The following is a 15,664-nucleotide window of genomic DNA, read 5'->3' as shown; positions in this document are numbered from 1 at the left end:
ATATTGACGCGTGTCGCGCCTTTTCGCTTACTATGGGCGGCATCGGCCAGCGCGCGACGTGCGCACGCGGCCCGCCTTAGAACGACATTGGAAGACACAGCATGGGCGCTCTTAGCCATATCCGCGTACTCGATCTCACCCGCGTCCTCGCCGGACCGTGGTGCGCACAGACCCTCGCCGACTTCGGCGCCGACGTGATCAAGGTGGAGCGCCCCGGCGCCGGCGACGACACGCGCCACTGGGGGCCTCCGTACCTGAAGACGCCCGATGGCGCGGATACCGCCGAGGCTGCCTATTACCTCGCCGCGAACCGTAACAAGCGCTCGGTGACGGTGGACATCGCCACGTCCGAGGGGCAGCGCATCGTGCGCGAGCTGGCTGCGCAAAGCGATGTCGTGCTGGAGAACTACAAGGCGGGCCAGTTGAAGAAATACGGGCTCGACTACGCGTCGCTGCGTGAGGTGAAGCCCGACCTCATCTACTGCTCGGTCACCGGATTCGGCCAGACGGGACCCTACGCCTCGCGCGCGGGCTACGACTTCATCGTGCAGGGCATGGGCGGTTTCATGAGCATTACCGGCGAGCGCGACGCGCTGCCGGGCGGCGGCCCGCAAAAGGCGGGCGTCGCGATCGCCGACCTGATGACCGGCATGTATTCGACCATCGCCGTGCTCACCGCGCTCGCGCACCGCGACCGCACGGGCGTTGGCCAGTACATCGACATGGCGTTGCTCGACGTGCAGGTGGCCATGCTCGCGAACATGAACTCGAACTACCTGGCAAGTGGCAATCCGCCTGCGCGCTGGGGCAATGCGCATCCCAACATCGTGCCCTATCAGGCGTTCCAGACGAGCGACAGCTGGATCATCCTCGCGGTGGGCAACGACGGGCAGTTCCGCAAGTTCGTCGAGGTGGCGGGCCAGCCCGCGCTTGCCGACGACGAGCGCTTCGCGACCAATCCGGCGCGCGTGCGCCACCGTGACACGCTCGTGCCGATCGTCGCCGGGTTGATCCGCGCGCGCACGAAAGCCGACTGGATCAGCGCGCTCGAAGCCGCCGGCGTGCCGTGCGGGCCGATCAACAACCTCGCGGAGGTGTTCGAGAACGAGCAGGTGATCGCGCGCGGGCTGCAGGTCGATGTGCCTCATCCTTCGGGAGGCATGGCGCGGCTCGTGGGCAACCCTATCCGCATGAGCGAGACGCCGCCGCGCGTGGCGAGCCATCCGCCCACGCTCGGCGAGCATACCGATGCGGTCCTGCGCGAGGTGCTTGGCTACGGCGATGAGCAGGTGGCGGCGTTGCGGGGCAAGGGCGTGGTGTGACCGCCACGCCCGGGGCGGCTGCGCATGGCCGCCCTACTTCCCCGCCGACATCAGCCACGCCAGCCCCTGCGGCCAGTCATCGAGCCCGCTTTGGGCATTGATATGCCCGCGCGCGCCGATGTCGATCCAACGGCTGCCCCACGCCTGCGCGCAGTGCCTGGAAAACGCCACGCCGCCATAGGGATCGTCGCTGCTGGCGACCACGACGCTCGCAAACGGCAGCGCCGCCAGCGGCACCGGATCGAAGCCCCGCGCGTCGCGCGGAAATTCGGGACCGTGCGGATCGGGTAGCGCCACCAGCAGCGCGCCGGCCACCTTCGCGCGGGTCGCGGCGCTCGCGTGATGCGCAGCCCAATGCGCCACGGTCAGGCAGCCAAGGCTGTGGGCGGCGAGGCGCACGCCTGCAGGCGCGCGTTGCACGGCGGCCTCCAGCGTCGCGCACCAAGCCTCGCAGTCCGGGTGCATCCAGTCAGGCATCTGCACCCGTGTGAAGCCCGCGTGCGCGGCCTCCCAGCGCGTCTGCCAGTGCCCCGGCCCCGAATCCATATAGCCCGGCAGCACCAGCACAGGTGTTTCGCTCATCGTCACGTTTTTCCCCTCGGTTGTTGTGATCCGCGCGACGATCCGGCACCGGGACTGGCACGGCGGGTCGCGTCAGGTAGAATGGAAGACACCATCGGGTGCCCAGTTACGCGCTTTTATCCTTTTGACGGGCGCCCTCGAACGACTCCCTTTTCGCATGAATACCGAACGTAAAGACGCCGACCGCACGGACGCGCCTGCGGCATCCAATTTCATCCGCAACATCATCGACGACGACAACCAGTCGGGCAAGTGGGCGCAACGCGTCGAAACGCGCTTCCCGCCGGAGCCGAATGGCTATTTGCACATCGGCCACGCGAAGAGCATCTGCCTGAACTTCGGCGTGGCGAAGCGCTATGACGGCGTGTGTCACCTGCGCTTCGACGACACGAACCCGGAGAAGGAAGACGTCGAGTACGTCAACTCGATCATCGACGCCGTCGAGTGGCTCGGCTTCGAGTGGAAGAAGGACGACAAGGAGTACCTCTTCTACGCGAGCGACTACTACGACAAGCTCTACGAGTTCGCCGAGCTGCTGATCCAGCGCGGCAAAGCCTACGTCGATAGCCAGTCGCCGGAAGAGATGCGCGCGAACCGCGGCTCGGCCACGGAAGCCGGCAAGAACTCGCCGTTCCGCGATCGCTCCGTCGACGAAAACCTCGACCTGTTCCGCCGCATGAAGGCGGGCGAATTCGAGGAAGGCGCGCATGTGCTGCGCGCGAAGATCGACATGGCGTCGCCGAACTTCAACATGCGCGATCCGGTCATCTACCGCATCCGCTTCGCGCATCACTACCGCACCGGCGACAAGTGGTGCGTGTATCCGATGTACGACTACACGCACTGCATCTCGGACGCGCTGGAAAACATCACGCATTCGCTGTGCACGCTCGAGTTCGAAGATCATCGCCCACTGTATGACTGGGTGCTCAATGAACTGGCCGACGCCGGCGTGTTCACGCGCCCGCTGCCGCAGCAAATCGAGTTTTCGCGTCTGAACCTCACGTACGCCATCACGAGCAAGCGCAAGCTGCTCCAGCTCGTGACCGAAGGCCACGTGGAAGGCTGGGACGACCCGCGCATGCCTACCATCGTCGGCGTGCGCCGCCGTGGCTTCACGCCCGAGAGTATCCAGCTCTTCTGCGAGCGCATCGGCGTGACGAAGGTCGATTCGTGGATCGACATGAGCGTGTTCGAAGGCGCGCTGCGCGACGATCTCGACGACAAGGCCCCGCGTGCGACCGCCGTGCTCGATCCGCTCAAGCTCGTGATCGACAACTACCCTGAAGGCCAGTCCGAGGCATGCAGCGCGCCAGTGCATCCGCATCATCCGGAACGCGGCAATCGCGCGTTCACGTTTTCACGCGAGCTGTGGATCGAGCGCGAGGACTTCCAGGAAACGCCGCCGAAGGGCTATTTCCGCCTGTTCCCGGGTAACAAGGTGCGGCTGAAGTACGGCTTCGTCGTCGAATGCACGGGCGCAGAGAAGGACGCCGACGGCAACATCATTGCCGTGCATTGCAACTATTTCCCAGACAGCAAATCGGGCACCGAAGGCGCGAGCAACTACAAGGTCAAGGGCACGATCCACTGGGTCAGCGCCGACAACGCCGTGCCTGCCGAAGTGCGCCTCTACGATCGCCTGTTCCGCGAAGAGCAGCCCGACGCGGGTGGCCGCGACTTCCTCGAAGCGCTCAATCCGGACTCGATGCGCGTGGTGCAAGCGTATCTGGAACCGGGCGCACGCAATGCCGCGCCCGAAGACCGCTATCAGTTCGAGCGCCATGGCTACTTCGTCGCCGACCGCTACGATTCGAAGCCGGGTGCGCCGGTGTTCAACCGCATCGTCGGTTTGCGCGACAGCTGGGGCAAGTAAGGTCCGCGCCCGCCAGCAAGCAAAAAGCCCGCACGGATTCGTGCGGGCTTTTTTAATTTCGCCAGCGGCTAGCGAGAACGGCCTAAAGTCCGCGGTGCAATTCCACGAGCGAGAGCGACGTGTTAAACAGCCGCGCGAGACTGCGGCTCGCGTAGCCCTCCACTTCGCCGGGTAGGGTCCAGCGCCAGGCATCCATTTCCGGAATCATCACGCCGTCCTCGCGGCGCGGAAAGAGCGACACGCAAACGCAACGCGAGAGGTCGAGTTCATCGGCACTTGCGCGCGCGGCAAAGAGATGCAGATCCTTGTCGCGCCGGTACACATAGCGTCCAAGATCGACGAGCCGCGATTGCGCGACTTCGATGCCGGTCTCCTCGACCATCTCGCGGCGCGCGCTCTGCGATTCGGTCTCGCCGGGCTCCCCCTGCCCCTTCGGAATGTCCCAGTGATTCGTGCCGGTTGCGTGCGCGAGCAGCACGCGGCCTTCAGGATCGAGCAGCACGATGCCGCACGAAACGATCTTGCCGTTCACCGCGCGCTCAGTGCTGCTTCTGGAACACCCACGCGCCCTGGCCCGTGCGGCAGAAGTGCGGACGCAGCGTCATCGACTGGCCCTTCGCGTTGATAACGACCTCCGTGTCGCGGCACGTCTTGTCGCCTTCCTTTTGCGTATTCGACGTCGTGATGGTCGAGTTAATGCGCGTGCCATTGCGCGAGCCTTCGTTCGACCATGTCGTGCTCTCGCCATCGGCCTTGTGCTCGACGGCGTCGCGCACGGCGTTCTGGAGCGAGTTGTAGTCCTCCTGATTCATGAACGACATGGGCGTGTTGTTCAGAAAACCCAGATTGGCGGCATGCGCGCTGCCCATGCCAATCGTGACAAAGAGCGCCGCGCCCAGGGCGCTCAGCGTGTGCAGGGTTCGGGGCATTCTCGACATTTCGTGTTCTCCTCGACGGACTGAACGAATCGGCGAAAAGCATAACACGCGCCCTTTTTTCGGCTCGCCCAGCAAGGCCGCGCACGCGGCCGGTTCGTTTTCGGACTGATCTGATGGTGAGGGATGGTGTCGATCACTACGATGGGTCCGTCGCCCTCTTACACCCAATCAGGAATATCTGACATGACCTACACCATTGCACTACGGGTCTTTGCGGTCCTGCTGGCCCTTATCTGCATCGGCCTGATGTCCTTCGTCGCGCACTACACTCACGCGCCGCAAACGCAGGCGCCCGGCCCGAACCTGACACTGCGCCCCGAGCGCGCGCTGCGCTGGCCGGACACTGCTGTGCGCATCGGCACGGTCGCGTTGCTCGTCTCCTTCCTCGTGCTCACCGGCGCCTGCCTGCTGGTCGCAGGCATCTGACGCAGCGCGCTCAGTCCACATTCAGCGCGCCCGTGGCTGCCAGCCGTCGGTGAGTGTGTCGAGAAACGCGATCACGTCCTTGATTTCGGCGTTGCTGAACACCGGTGCGTCGCCCGGCTTGCGATCGAACGGCGGGTCCGTGTTGAGATTCACCCAGTAGCGGCGCGGCAAATCGTCGAACTTCTGCACCCTGCCCTTCACCACCGGATAGAACTCCTCCGGATTCGTATCGCGCCGCGCATAGAAACGCAGCACGTCTTCCAGCGAGTGATAGATGCCGTTGTGGAAGAACGACTTCTTGAGCGCGACGTTACGCAGCGTCGGCGTGCGGAAGAGCCCGCAAAATTCCGCGCGGTGATCGAGGTCCGTTCGTTCCGGGCCGCATGCACCCAGATCAAAAAACCTTCGGTCGTGATTCACGGCAAGCGCACGGTTGCGCGGCACGCCCACAGCGATCAGACCGAAGTCGCTGAATTGCGGAGGCGAGCCGTCCTTCGCACGCTGGCTGATATGGCAGCTCGCGCAATTGCCCTTCTTCTCGTCGTTGAAGAGTTGCAGCCCGCGCAGCTCGGCGGCGCTGAGCGTAGCCTTGCCGCCCAGGTACGCGTCGTACTTGCTCGTGTACGGATAAAACACCTCGGGCGACTGCTCGAATGTCTCCAGTGACTTCAGCACGGCCCTGAAAGTCGCGTCGTCGTCAGCCAGGACGCTCGCGCCGAATGCCTCTCGAAATGCCTGTGCGTAAGGCGCCGCCCGCACGGCCTCGGCCACCTTCTTCGGCGAACTCGCCATCTCGAACGTCGAGAGCAACGGAATGCGCGCCTGGTCCGAGCCGCGATCGACGCGGCCGTCCCAGGTGAGCCCGCCGGTCGGGCCCGCATCGACACTTTCATCGCCTTCGTCGTCGGAGTCGTGATAGTGCTCGGCGAACGCCGGCACTGCCTGCAGATACTTGAGCGTCGGCACGGCGCGCATGCCAGGACGTTGCATGTCCACGCCGCCGATCTGCACGTCGAGCGCGTTGGTCGGCGTGAACGCATGGTCGGGACTGTGGCACGACGCACAGGCCATCTTGCCCGAGCCCGAGAGCGACGCGTCGAAGAACATCTGCTTCCCAAGCACTGTCATGCGGCGCACCTGAGCGTAAACCTCCGCACGCGTCTGTCCGCCTTGCGCGGGTGCGGCGATCTTCATCAGCTTCACGCCCTGTGCGGCTCGCGCGTTCGCATTGGCGTCTTGCGCACGCGAGGCGCTGCCCGATGCGCCTGTCGTTGCATCGGTATTGGCCAAACCAGACGTGCTGCCGTCGCACGCCATCAGCAGCGACGACAGCACCGCCGCCATCACGAAAAGCCCCGCTGGGCGGCGTGCGCCGCCGTGCGATCGAGCCCGCGTCTCACTTTGTGTTCGCGCCGAACGACGCGCCAATCTACGCAACATGCCTGGTCCCCGAAGCTTGAGCGCGACGCGCGCGTGGCGCCGCTGTCGTGCGAATGCCGATGCGCTCACCCGCACACCGAAGTCGCGAAATCGTATGTCAGGGATGTGACGCTCAAATGACGTGCAGTAAGACAGATGTCATGCAATCAAAGGGTATGAAAAAGCTAAACGCAATTATTTACATATTGCTGTCAAATTCCGTTGCGACACTGCGCCTCGCCCGAAGGCCGGTGTCATTCGCGCCGGCCTCCATGCGGGCCCCCAACGCGAGAGAGAGAAAAATGATCAACAGAAAATGGTTCTATGCCACGCCGATCGCGATAGCGGCGGCGACCCTGGCCATCGCAGCTTGCGGCGGTAACGACAGCAGCAAGCCGGGCCTTTCGTCGGTGAAGAACATCGTCGTGATCTACGCGGAAAACCGCAGCTTCGACAACCTGTACGGCAGCTTCCCGGGCGCCAACGGCCTGCAGAACGTGAGCGCGCAAAGCACGCAGCAGCTCGATCGCGACGGCTCCGTGCTCGCTACGCTGCCGACCGTCTGGAACGGTCTCACGCAAACGGGCGTCACGCCCGCGGTGACCGCGGCGATGACCGAGAACATGCCGAATGCGCCGTTCGCCCTCGACGACGCGAAGGGCTACAACGTGCCGCTCTCGGTCACGACGCGCGACCTGTATCACCGCTTCTACGAGAACCAGATGCAGATCCACGGCGGCAAGAACGACATGTTCGCGGCCTATGGCGACTCCGGCGGTCTCGTGATGGGGCACTACACGACGAGCGCCGAAAAGCTGCCGCTCTGGAAGATCGCCCAGCAATACACGCTCGCCGACAACTTCTTCATGGGCGCGTTCGGCGGCTCATTCCTGAACCACCAGTGGCTGGTCTGCGCGTGCACGCCGTACTACGCGAACGCGGACACGAACCCTGCCAAGCCGACGATTTCAGCCGTGGACGCCGACGGCGTCTCGCTCACGCTCGCGTCGAACTCGCCGAAGTCGGCACTCGATGGCATTCCGAAGTTCGTGAAATCGGGCAATCTGACGCCGGACTTTTACGCGGTCAACACGATGCAGCCGCCGTATCAGCCGAGCGGCAACGCATCGGCTTCGGGCGGCGACGCGAACCTGGCCGACCCGTCGAACGCCTCCACGATGCCCGCGCAAACGGCGCAGAACATTGGCGACCTGCTTTCGAACGCGGGCGTGACGTGGGCGTGGTACGGCGGCGCGTGGGGTGCGGCCGTGAGCGCAGCGCAGAACAGCACCTCGGGTGTGATCTATGGCGCGAACATGACGGCGCCGAACTTCCAGCCGCACCATCAGCCGTTCAACTACTTCGCGAACTACGCGCCGGGCACCGACGCGCGCGCGAAGCACCTGCTCGACGGTGGCATGGACGGCACGGAATTCATCAAGTCGATCGACGCAGGCACGCTGCCGGCAGTGTCGTTCTACAAGCCGCAGGGCAACCTGAACGAGCACGCGGGCTACACGGACGTGACGAGTGGCGACCAGCACATTGCCGACGTCATCGCGCATCTGCAGAAGAGCCCGCAGTGGAACAACATGGTCGTGGTCGTCACCTACGACGAAAACGGCGGTTTCTGGGATCACGTTGCGCCGCCCAAGGGCGACCGTTGGGGTCCGGGCTCGCGCATTCCGGCGCTCATCATCTCGCCGTATGCGAAGAAGGGTTACGTCGACCACACGCAGTACGACACGACCTCGATCCTGCGCCTCATCACGCGTCGCTTCTCGCTGCCCACGCTGCCGGGACTTGCCAACCGCGACGCCGCGCTCAAGAGCAACGGCGCCCAGCCGATGGGCGATCTGACCAACGCACTCGACGTCAAGCTCTAAGCGCGCAGAACCATCGGACCATCGATCACCGGATGTTGATCATCCGGTTTGACGGGCAGCCCTCGGGCTGCCTTTTTTATTGCGCCGGGGATTCGTCGCTCCCTATACGCCACATGCGCGCCCCATGCGCCAGCCGGGCCCTGAGCCGCGACGTTTGACCACGGATCCTACTCTGCGAGATGCACTACCTTACAGATTAATTACTGCGAAAATCTTGACGGAGGTCATTGTGAAATACGTCGAATCGGCTCTCCTGCCAGGCGAGAGGATCGTCTGCGGGGGACACCCCTGCTTCTGGGCGATGGGTCCGCGTATCACACTGAGCCTTTTGCTCATGGTTTGGGGCGTGCTCATCGGCACCATGGGAACGTCGCCGCTCGCCGCGGTGGGGTTTTTCGTCGCAGGGCTGGGCCTGTTCGGCGCCTCGCTTCTCGCCTGGTGGACGACGGAATTCGCCGTGACCAATAAGCGCGTGGTGGCGAAGTTCGGCGCGCTGCGTCGGCACACGGTGGAGTTGACGCTCGCGAAGATCGAGAGCGTGCGGGTCGAGCAAAGCCTGATTGGCCGGATATTCGACTATGGTTCGCTCGTCATTGGCAGCGGGGGCCTCATCGCGACACCGATTCCCGGCATCGCAAATCCGCACGAGTTTCGCCGTATGGTGTTTCTCGCGCAGGTGGCCGAGGAGCGAGTGCCGTTGCGGCTCGTGGCGTGAGAGTTTTGATTCGGCCTGGATGCGTGGTGCGTGAAAAAGCAAAAAGCCCGGCAGTGAATGCCGGGCTTTCTGTTTATTTGATCTGGCGCGACAGGAGGGGCTCGAACCCCCGACCCTCGGCTTAGAAGGCCGATGCTCTATCCAGCTGAGCTACTGTCGCGTGAACGTACGCAAGACCGCAAGCGGGCCTCGCGAAGACGGGGCTGGATTATACCGCGATCGTCCCACGCGGTCGCGCCTCGCTCGTCACGCTTGCCAAGGGCCTTCGCGGCAGATTCAAACCGGCTGCTGATGCAGCGCAAACCAAGCAAGGAAGATCGCGCCCGCGATCAGGCAATACGCGCCGAACGATGCGAGGCGCCCGCGTCCCTCGAAATATTTCATCAGAAACTTCACGCTCAGCCAGGCCGCGATGCCTGTGAGCACACCGCCGACGACCGCAGTCATCAGCTGATCTCGCGCGTGAAAGAGCTTCGGCAGCTCGAGCACGCCAGCCGCAAAGATGATCGGCGTACCGAGCAGGAACGAAAACTCCGCAGCCTTTTCGGCCGTGAGGCCTGCCGCGTTGCCGGCGATCATCGTGAGGCCGCTGCGCGAAAAGCCGGGAATGAGTGCGCCGATCTGCGCGAGGCCGACGAGAAATGCCTGGCGGAACGTGAGCTTCTCGGGCGGACGATGCGCGCGCGCACGCTGGAGGCGATCGCCGAACCACAGCAGCACGCCATTGACCATCAACGCGGCCGCGACAATGCGCAGATCGTGAAAGATGGCTTCGATGCGTTTTTCGAGCACGAGGCCAACAATACCCGTCGGAATCGTCCCGATGATGAGCGCCCACATCATGTGACCATCGTCGTTCTTGCGGCCGGCCAGCGAGTTGAAGAAGCCACTGATCAACGCGACCCAGCGCTCACGGAAATACCAGAGGAGAGCGACTGCGGTTCCTAGATGCAATGCGACGAGGAACGGCAGCAACTGCGGCGCGTGCTTGTCGATGTGCATACCGAACAGCGCGGGCACGAGCAGCGTATGGCCGAGACTGCTCACGGGAAACAGTTCGGTGACGCCTTGCAACACGCTCAGGAAGAATAGAAACCAGAGACTCACGCGCGGATCCTCGTAATGATGGTGTAAGGGGCCGGACCGCTGCGGAGCCGGTGCGGCAAAGCGCACCGATTATGCCTGGGCCGAATTGCAGCGCCAAGCCTGGAGACGGATTTGTCAGAAAAGTTACTGCGTCGCAACAAAATTGGCTGCGAATGCACGGATCCTGGCGCGAACGCGCGTGTCGTGCCGCGGGAGCCAAATGAGGAGGGACGGAACGCGGCGCGATTAGCGCGCCATCTTGTAGAAGAAATACGCGCTGCTGCCGACAAAGAGGCTGAACAGAGCCATGCTCATTGTCATTGCGAGGTCCATGGGGAGGTCTCCTGCGAAAATGCTCTGTGCGCTAGCGCACGATCATGCGGATTATGCTGACTCTCATCCTGCAACGACACCCACGCTTTCCCGACGAGGGTTTTCACGCATGAGAAAGCGGCGCAAAATCCGCCTGCCCGGCGCATACGTGCCGCCCTCCTTCCACCCACTCCAGGCCGGCCTATGAACGCTCATCCAGAACAGGACATCCTCACCCTCACCCGCGGTGCGTCGACGCTGCGTTTTGCGCCGTGGGCCGGTGGCCGTTTGCTCTCGTGGCATATCGAAGGCCGCCCGGTCATCGTGTGGCCGGAGAACGCAAATTGGGCCGAGCCGGCACGCGTTCGGGGCGGCAATCCGCTGCTTTTCCCCTTCCTCGGCCGCCATCGCGTGGACGGCCAGATCGGCCGCTGGCGCGACGCCCAAGGCGTGGTTCGCGATCTACCGATGCACGGCTTCGCGCGCGACCTGCCGTTCGCCGCGCAAATCGACGACGATGGGCACGGCCTGAAGATGACGCTCGTCGACTCGGATGCAACGCGCACCGGCTACCCGTTCGCCTTTCGCTTCGAAGCGGCCTACCGTCTGGCCGACGCGCATGCGCTCGACGTAACGCTCACCGCGACCAATACCGGCGCGCAGCGGCTTCCCTGGTACGCGGGCCATCATTTCTATTTCGCCTTGCCGCATGCCCAGCGCGCGCAGACGACACTCGACTTGCCGGCAGCCCAGCGCCGTCATCAACTCGCGGACGGTTCGATCAGCGCGCCCGAGCCCGGCAAGGCCCAATACAGGCTCGACGACGCAAGCATCATCGACCGCTTCCACGTGCTCGAGCCGACGCCTCCCGCCACGCCGGTGCGCCTCGTTACGCCGGGACTCGGCCGCGCGGTGACCATCGATCTGAACCGGCCCGGCTCGCTGCCCTGGTACGCCGTGACGACGTGGACGGAAGCCGCCGATTCCGACTTCTACTGCGTCGAACCCTGGCTTGGTCTGCCCGACGCTATCCACAACGGGCTCGGCCTGCGCTGGCTCGCGCCGGGTCAAACGGAGACGGCGACGTTGCGCATCGGCGTCGAGACGCTCGGCGGCTAATCGCGCCTGCCGGCCCCGTATGGGGCCGGCACGGGTAGGGGCGCTGCCGCTTTCGTCAGTCATTCGTCAGGCAAAACCCCAGTTGTGTTGGCAAACCCGCTAAAATCGGGCGTTTTGCCGGCGCGGCGGACCGTGGTCCGTCGAGGCAAGGTTATGCGAGGTTCAATGTTGGCACCAGGAATCAGACGGATTGCATGTGCGGCGCTTGTTGCGTTGGTCGCTGCTTGCGGATCGGCTCCGGTCGGCCCCGGCTTTTACCGCGTGGAACGCGGCGACACCGTGTACAAGATCGCGCGCAGCAGTCGCCAGTCCGTGCAGAACATCGTGCGCTGGAACAATCTGTCGAACCCCGACGCCATCGAAGTCGGCCAGGTGCTACGCGTGGAGCCGCCCGCCGGTACAGCGAGCGCCCGCACCAGTGGCGCGCCGCGTAGCGCCGCAACTGCCCCGCGCGAGAGCGCCAACGCTTCCGACAGTTCATCAGCGCCGTCATCTGCGGAGTCATCCGCGCCGTCGGCAGCGGCCGCGCCTTCTATTTCGCTTGTCTGGCCGACTAGCGGACAGGTCATCCGCGGCTTTGATGGCCGCAATTCGAAGGGCATCGACATCGCCAATGCGGCCGGCACGCCGATCGTCGCCGCCGCGCCCGGCACCGTGGTCTATGCCGGCAATGGTCTGCGTGGCTACGGTAACTTGCTGATCATCAAGCACAACGGCGATTACCTGACAGCCTATGCGCACAATCAGGCCTTGTTCGTGAAGGAAGGTCAAAGCGTCGCGCAAGGGCAAAAGATCGCGGAAATGGGCAGCAGCGACAACGATCGCGTGATGCTGCATTTCGAACTGCGATACCAGGGACGCTCGATCGATCCAACGCGACAACTCCCCGCGCGCTGAGACAGGCCGTTGCGACCAGCCAATCAAATGAACAAAAAAAAGCCCGGCATGGCGCCGGGCTAACGGGGGTTTGGCGCATATCGGCAAAGGACCGGTTTACCATGCGCCGAATCGCAATCTATCAACGGGCTTCCTGCGGCGCAATCACTTAATTAGCCCGAAAATGTGCTACGCCGCACGGATTATGTGTCGCATCACTTTTCAGCAACGAATGAGGATGCCGAATCAACTGCTCCTGCGCATGAAATCGCGTGCTTCAATGACACACAGCGACAAGTCGTCGAATGGCGCAAAGGCTTGCTGGACGGACCGTTCAAGCTCACGTAGATTGTTTTTTCGAGGGCTTTTTGCGAGCCCGAATCGCCGGTTTAAAGCACGACGCTTTTCGCATTTTTGAGGCAACCGGCTTTAGTGGGCGAGCGCACGCAACGGCGCATTTATTCGGTGTGGTGTACAAATCTGAAACACCAATTCGCAGCGCGCTTAGATCAGATGTTTGACTGATTTAATGTGGCTTATTGTCTGCATTTTGGCGACGTACGCCTGGATATCGACTATTAATGTGATTAATAGCGCCGAGCCGGCGTTCGCCATCCGGCCAGCGGTCGGCAGGCAGACTATCGTTTATAGTATCGGCCGCAACGAATTTCCAATCATCATGACTATCGAAGACGCCAATCCCAGTTCGACGTACGCCAGGCTGCTCGGCGAAACCGCCAAGATCGACTGGCAGGATCTCGAACGTTTCTTCGCTCAAGGCAAGCTGCTGAGCGTGGCGCGCGACCTCGACCTCGTAAGCGTCGCCGAGGCCATTGCCAACGACGACAGCGCCGTCGTTATGCAATGGCTGTCGTCAGGCCTCGTCGAGCGCATGCCGACAGAAACCGCAGCCGATTACGCGGCTCGCAAGCCGGAGTTGTGGGCGGTAGTCGTCTCGCCGTGGGTGTGCGTGCAGGAACGCGCTTGAGCGGCGCCGAGGCCCTGCCCGACCAGCGAGGTTGGCATCGACGCGTGCTGACGCTCGCGTTTCCCATCGTCCTCGCCAATCTCACGCAGCCCATCCTCGGCGCCGTCGACACGGCTGTGGCAGGTCACCTCGGCAGCGCGGCCGACCTTGGCGGCGTCGCGCTTGGCGGGCTGTTCTTCAACTTCGTGTTTTGGGGCTTCGGCTTCCTGCGCATGGGAACCACCGGACTCGTCGCACAGGCCTACGGCGCGGGCGACCTCCCCGCATTGCGTGCGAATGTCGTGCGCGCCCTGCTTCTAGCACTCGCGATCGGCGCCGCGATCCTGCTGATTCAATCTCCCTTGATCCGGTACACGCTCGCGGCCATTGGCGGCAGCGTCGAGGTGCAACGCAACGCCGGGGTCTACTGCCTCGCGCGCATCGGCTCGGCGCCGTTCGCCTTGGCTAACTATGTCGTACTCGGTTTTCTGCTCGGCACGCAGCGTGTGCGCATTGCGCTGCTTTCGCAGATCTTTATCAATCTCGCGAACGTCGTTGCCGTGCTCGCCTATGTGTACGGGCTGCGATGGGGCATCGCCGGCATCGGTGCGGCGACGGCAACGGCGGATACGCTTGGTTTTGTCTTTGGGGCCTGCGTACTGTGGAGGCTACGTCCTCGCGGGCTCGCGCCGCTTGCGCTGCAAGCCGTGCTCGAACCCGCGGCGCTCAAGCGCCTCGTCGCGATCAATCGCGATATCTTTCTGCGCACGCTTTGTCTGTTGGGCTCGTTTGGGTGGTTCGCGCATCTGGGCGCGAAGCAAGGCGACGCGATCCTTGCGGCGAACGCCCTGCTCCTCAACTTCCAGACCTTCATGGCCTACGGTCTCGACGGGTTCGCTCATGCAGCCGAGGCGCTGGTCGGTGCGGCGATCGGCGCAGGCAATCGCAATGCGTTCCGCCAGGCCGTGAAGATCAACCTGTTCTGGGCAACGCTAGGTGCCTTCGGTTTTTCCCTGATTTATTGGACCTGCGGCCCGTGGATCATCGCTCAGCTAACCAATCAGCCGGCGGTGCGTGCCGCCGCCCAGGCATTCCTCCCATGGGCTGCGCTTTCGCCGCTCATTTCCGTCTGGGGATTTCTGCTGGACGGCGTATTCATCGGGGCCACGCGAACACGCGAACTCATGCAAGCCATGGCTGTGTCGCTGGCTGTGTTTCTGTGCGCGTCCTGGGCACTGGTCGGGCCGCTCGGCAATCATGGACTGTGGATCGCCCTGCTCGTCTTCATGGCCGCGCGCGGTCTGACGCTCTCGCCCTTGCTGCCGCGCATCAGCGGCGCGATCGGCTCTATGTCTGCGCAGTTACGCTGAGCGCGCTCGCGCCCAGCATCGGCGCTTATTGAGCGGGTGGTGGGTTGTCGATGATCATCGGCGGCCGATCGTCGGTCGGCACGCCGTGGTAGTCGGCCGGATCCTGCGGCGGAGTGCCGTGGCGGTGGGTTGTTGCGTTGTCGGCGCATGCCGAAAGCAAAGCGGCTACTGCAAGGGCCAGATAAACACGGGACATCGCCTCAAATCCTTTCTGAATGATGATCCGATCAGCGCTCCAGGCGGATAGTGAAGCAGCCGAACTTGCTATTTTTTCCGTGGCGACACTGTTCTAAGATACGCACATGGCTGCAATTGACAGGAGGCTGCCATGGATGCCGAAACTATTGCGGGTCTGATCGGTCTTGCTGTGGGTCTGCTAGTTCTGCTCGGGCTATCGATTTTCGAATCGCGTGCCTACCGGAAGGAGCACGACGGCGAAGGCATGATGCATCACTGGCTGGCCGAGCATCACGTGCTCGACCGGGTTCGCCGCAGGCACTGAACCCAGCGCCGGCACCCGCCGGCGCGCACCTTGCCTGAATCTCACCGCGGCCAGTGGAGCTGGCCGTGAGGGAGCTTCGCTGTGTCGTTGCGTGAGCGGCAACCTCGCGCTTTCATCTCAACGCCCGCCGCAAACGCCAGAACCCCGGTTCTCGTTGGGAGAGACCGGGGTTCTGGACGTTACAGCATAAGGAGCCTGACGATTACCTACTTTCACACGGGCAATCCGCACTATCATCGGCGTGGAGTTGTTTCACGGTCCTGTTCGG

16 protein-coding genes and 1 tRNA gene are annotated in these 15,664 nt (G+C 63.4%); 10 read left to right on the top strand and 7 right to left on the bottom strand.

Going from position 1 to position 15,664, the window contains the following annotated elements; translation table 11 throughout:
* Window positions 1-101 precede the first annotated feature (101 nt).
* Window positions 102-1,322 (top strand): CaiB/BaiF CoA transferase family protein, encoded by a 1,221-nt coding sequence (locus JMY28_RS36510; protein ID WP_201700743.1) that lies wholly within the window; start codon window positions 102-104, stop codon window positions 1,320-1,322.
* Window positions 1,323-1,355: 33 nt separating this feature from the next.
* On the opposite strand, the gene JMY28_RS36505 is transcribed toward JMY28_RS36510, so the two are convergent.
* Window positions 1,356-1,904: an RBBP9/YdeN family alpha/beta hydrolase gene (locus JMY28_RS36505; protein ID WP_201700742.1), complete on the bottom strand. Its 549-nt coding sequence runs from the start codon at window positions 1,902-1,904 to the stop codon at window positions 1,356-1,358.
* Window positions 1,905-2,061: 157 nt separating this feature from the next.
* Between JMY28_RS36505 and JMY28_RS36500 the strand changes: the two genes are divergently transcribed.
* The gene (locus JMY28_RS36500; RefSeq protein ID WP_201700741.1) at window positions 2,062-3,780 is read left to right on the top strand and encodes a glutamine--tRNA ligase/YqeY domain fusion protein; all 1,719 of its coding nucleotides are present in this window, start codon (window positions 2,062-2,064) and stop codon (window positions 3,778-3,780) included.
* Window positions 3,781-3,862: 82 nt separating this feature from the next.
* On the opposite strand, the gene JMY28_RS36495 is transcribed toward JMY28_RS36500, so the two are convergent.
* Window positions 3,863-4,312 carry an NUDIX domain-containing protein gene (locus tag JMY28_RS36495; RefSeq protein ID WP_201700740.1) on the bottom strand — a complete coding sequence of 150 codons (450 nt, stop codon included), beginning with the start codon at window positions 4,310-4,312 and terminating at the stop codon, window positions 3,863-3,865.
* Window positions 4,313-4,319: 7 nt separating this feature from the next.
* On the bottom strand, window positions 4,320-4,718 hold the full coding sequence (locus tag JMY28_RS36490; RefSeq protein ID WP_201700739.1) for a hypothetical protein: 399 nt from the start codon (window positions 4,716-4,718) through the stop codon (window positions 4,320-4,322).
* Window positions 4,719-4,901: 183 nt separating this feature from the next.
* Between JMY28_RS36490 and JMY28_RS36485 the strand changes: the two genes are divergently transcribed.
* On the top strand, window positions 4,902-5,144 hold the full coding sequence (locus JMY28_RS36485; protein ID WP_201700738.1) for a hypothetical protein: 243 nt from the start codon (window positions 4,902-4,904) through the stop codon (window positions 5,142-5,144).
* A 21-nt stretch (window positions 5,145-5,165) separates the two neighbouring features.
* Here the strand turns inward: JMY28_RS36485 and JMY28_RS36480 are convergent, their stop codons facing one another.
* A complete protein-coding gene (locus JMY28_RS36480) occupies window positions 5,166-6,584 on the bottom strand; it encodes a cytochrome-c peroxidase (RefSeq protein ID WP_201700737.1) in 1,419 nt (472 codons plus the stop codon).
* Window positions 6,585-6,865: 281 nt separating this feature from the next.
* Here JMY28_RS36480 and JMY28_RS36475 point away from each other — a divergent pair, with 281 nt between their 5' ends.
* Window positions 6,866-8,449 carry an acid phosphatase gene (locus JMY28_RS36475; protein WP_201700736.1) on the top strand — a complete coding sequence of 528 codons (1,584 nt, stop codon included), beginning with the start codon at window positions 6,866-6,868 and terminating at the stop codon, window positions 8,447-8,449.
* A 229-nt stretch (window positions 8,450-8,678) separates the two neighbouring features.
* Window positions 8,679-9,164 (top strand): PH domain-containing protein, encoded by a 486-nt coding sequence (locus JMY28_RS36470; protein WP_201700735.1) that lies wholly within the window; start codon window positions 8,679-8,681, stop codon window positions 9,162-9,164.
* An 83-nt stretch (window positions 9,165-9,247) separates the two neighbouring features.
* On the opposite strand, the gene JMY28_RS36465 is transcribed toward JMY28_RS36470, so the two are convergent.
* Together JMY28_RS36465 and JMY28_RS36460 are read right to left on the bottom strand one after the other, a co-directional pair.
* Window positions 9,248-9,324, bottom strand: a tRNA-Arg gene (locus JMY28_RS36465).
* 116 nt (window positions 9,325-9,440) lie between these two features.
* Window positions 9,441-10,271 carry an undecaprenyl-diphosphate phosphatase gene (locus JMY28_RS36460; RefSeq protein ID WP_201700734.1) on the bottom strand — a complete coding sequence of 277 codons (831 nt, stop codon included), beginning with the start codon at window positions 10,269-10,271 and terminating at the stop codon, window positions 9,441-9,443.
* 495 nt (window positions 10,272-10,766) lie between these two features.
* Between JMY28_RS36460 and JMY28_RS36455 the strand changes: the two genes are divergently transcribed.
* The 4 genes from JMY28_RS36455 to JMY28_RS36445 all read left to right on the top strand — a co-directional run bounded on the left by JMY28_RS36455 (window position 10,767) and on the right by JMY28_RS36445 (window position 14,894).
* A complete protein-coding gene (locus JMY28_RS36455) occupies window positions 10,767-11,681 on the top strand; it encodes an aldose epimerase family protein (RefSeq protein ID WP_201700733.1) in 915 nt (304 codons plus the stop codon).
* Between the two features lie 165 nt (window positions 11,682-11,846).
* Entirely contained in the window at window positions 11,847-12,578 is a 732-nt protein-coding gene (locus JMY28_RS36450) for a peptidoglycan DD-metalloendopeptidase family protein (protein WP_201700732.1), read from the top strand.
* A gap of 658 nt (window positions 12,579-13,236) precedes the next feature.
* Window positions 13,237-13,545 carry a DUF2288 domain-containing protein gene (locus tag JMY28_RS39220; protein ID WP_236597205.1) on the top strand — a complete coding sequence of 103 codons (309 nt, stop codon included), beginning with the start codon at window positions 13,237-13,239 and terminating at the stop codon, window positions 13,543-13,545.
* Window positions 13,542-14,894, top strand: coding sequence for an MATE family efflux transporter (locus tag JMY28_RS36445; RefSeq protein ID WP_236597204.1), 1,353 nt, complete (start codon window positions 13,542-13,544; stop codon window positions 14,892-14,894). The genes JMY28_RS39220 and JMY28_RS36445 overlap by 4 nt, the downstream gene beginning before the upstream one ends.
* 25 nt (window positions 14,895-14,919) lie before the next feature.
* Here the strand turns inward: JMY28_RS36445 and JMY28_RS36440 are convergent, their stop codons facing one another.
* On the bottom strand, window positions 14,920-15,090 hold the full coding sequence (locus JMY28_RS36440; protein WP_201700730.1) for a hypothetical protein: 171 nt from the start codon (window positions 15,088-15,090) through the stop codon (window positions 14,920-14,922).
* Between the two features lie 132 nt (window positions 15,091-15,222).
* On the opposite strand from JMY28_RS36440, the gene JMY28_RS36435 reads away from it, so the two are divergent.
* The gene (locus tag JMY28_RS36435; RefSeq protein ID WP_165822956.1) at window positions 15,223-15,396 is read left to right on the top strand and encodes a hypothetical protein; all 174 of its coding nucleotides are present in this window, start codon (window positions 15,223-15,225) and stop codon (window positions 15,394-15,396) included.
* Window positions 15,397-15,664: the final 268 nt, after the last annotated feature.

The organism is Paraburkholderia hiiakae, assembly GCF_904848665.1.
Lineage (GTDB): Bacteria > Pseudomonadota > Gammaproteobacteria > Burkholderiales > Burkholderiaceae > Paraburkholderia > Paraburkholderia hiiakae.
The sequence above is the reverse complement of the archived record's forward strand: the minus strand, read 5'-3'. Positions and strand labels throughout refer to the sequence as shown.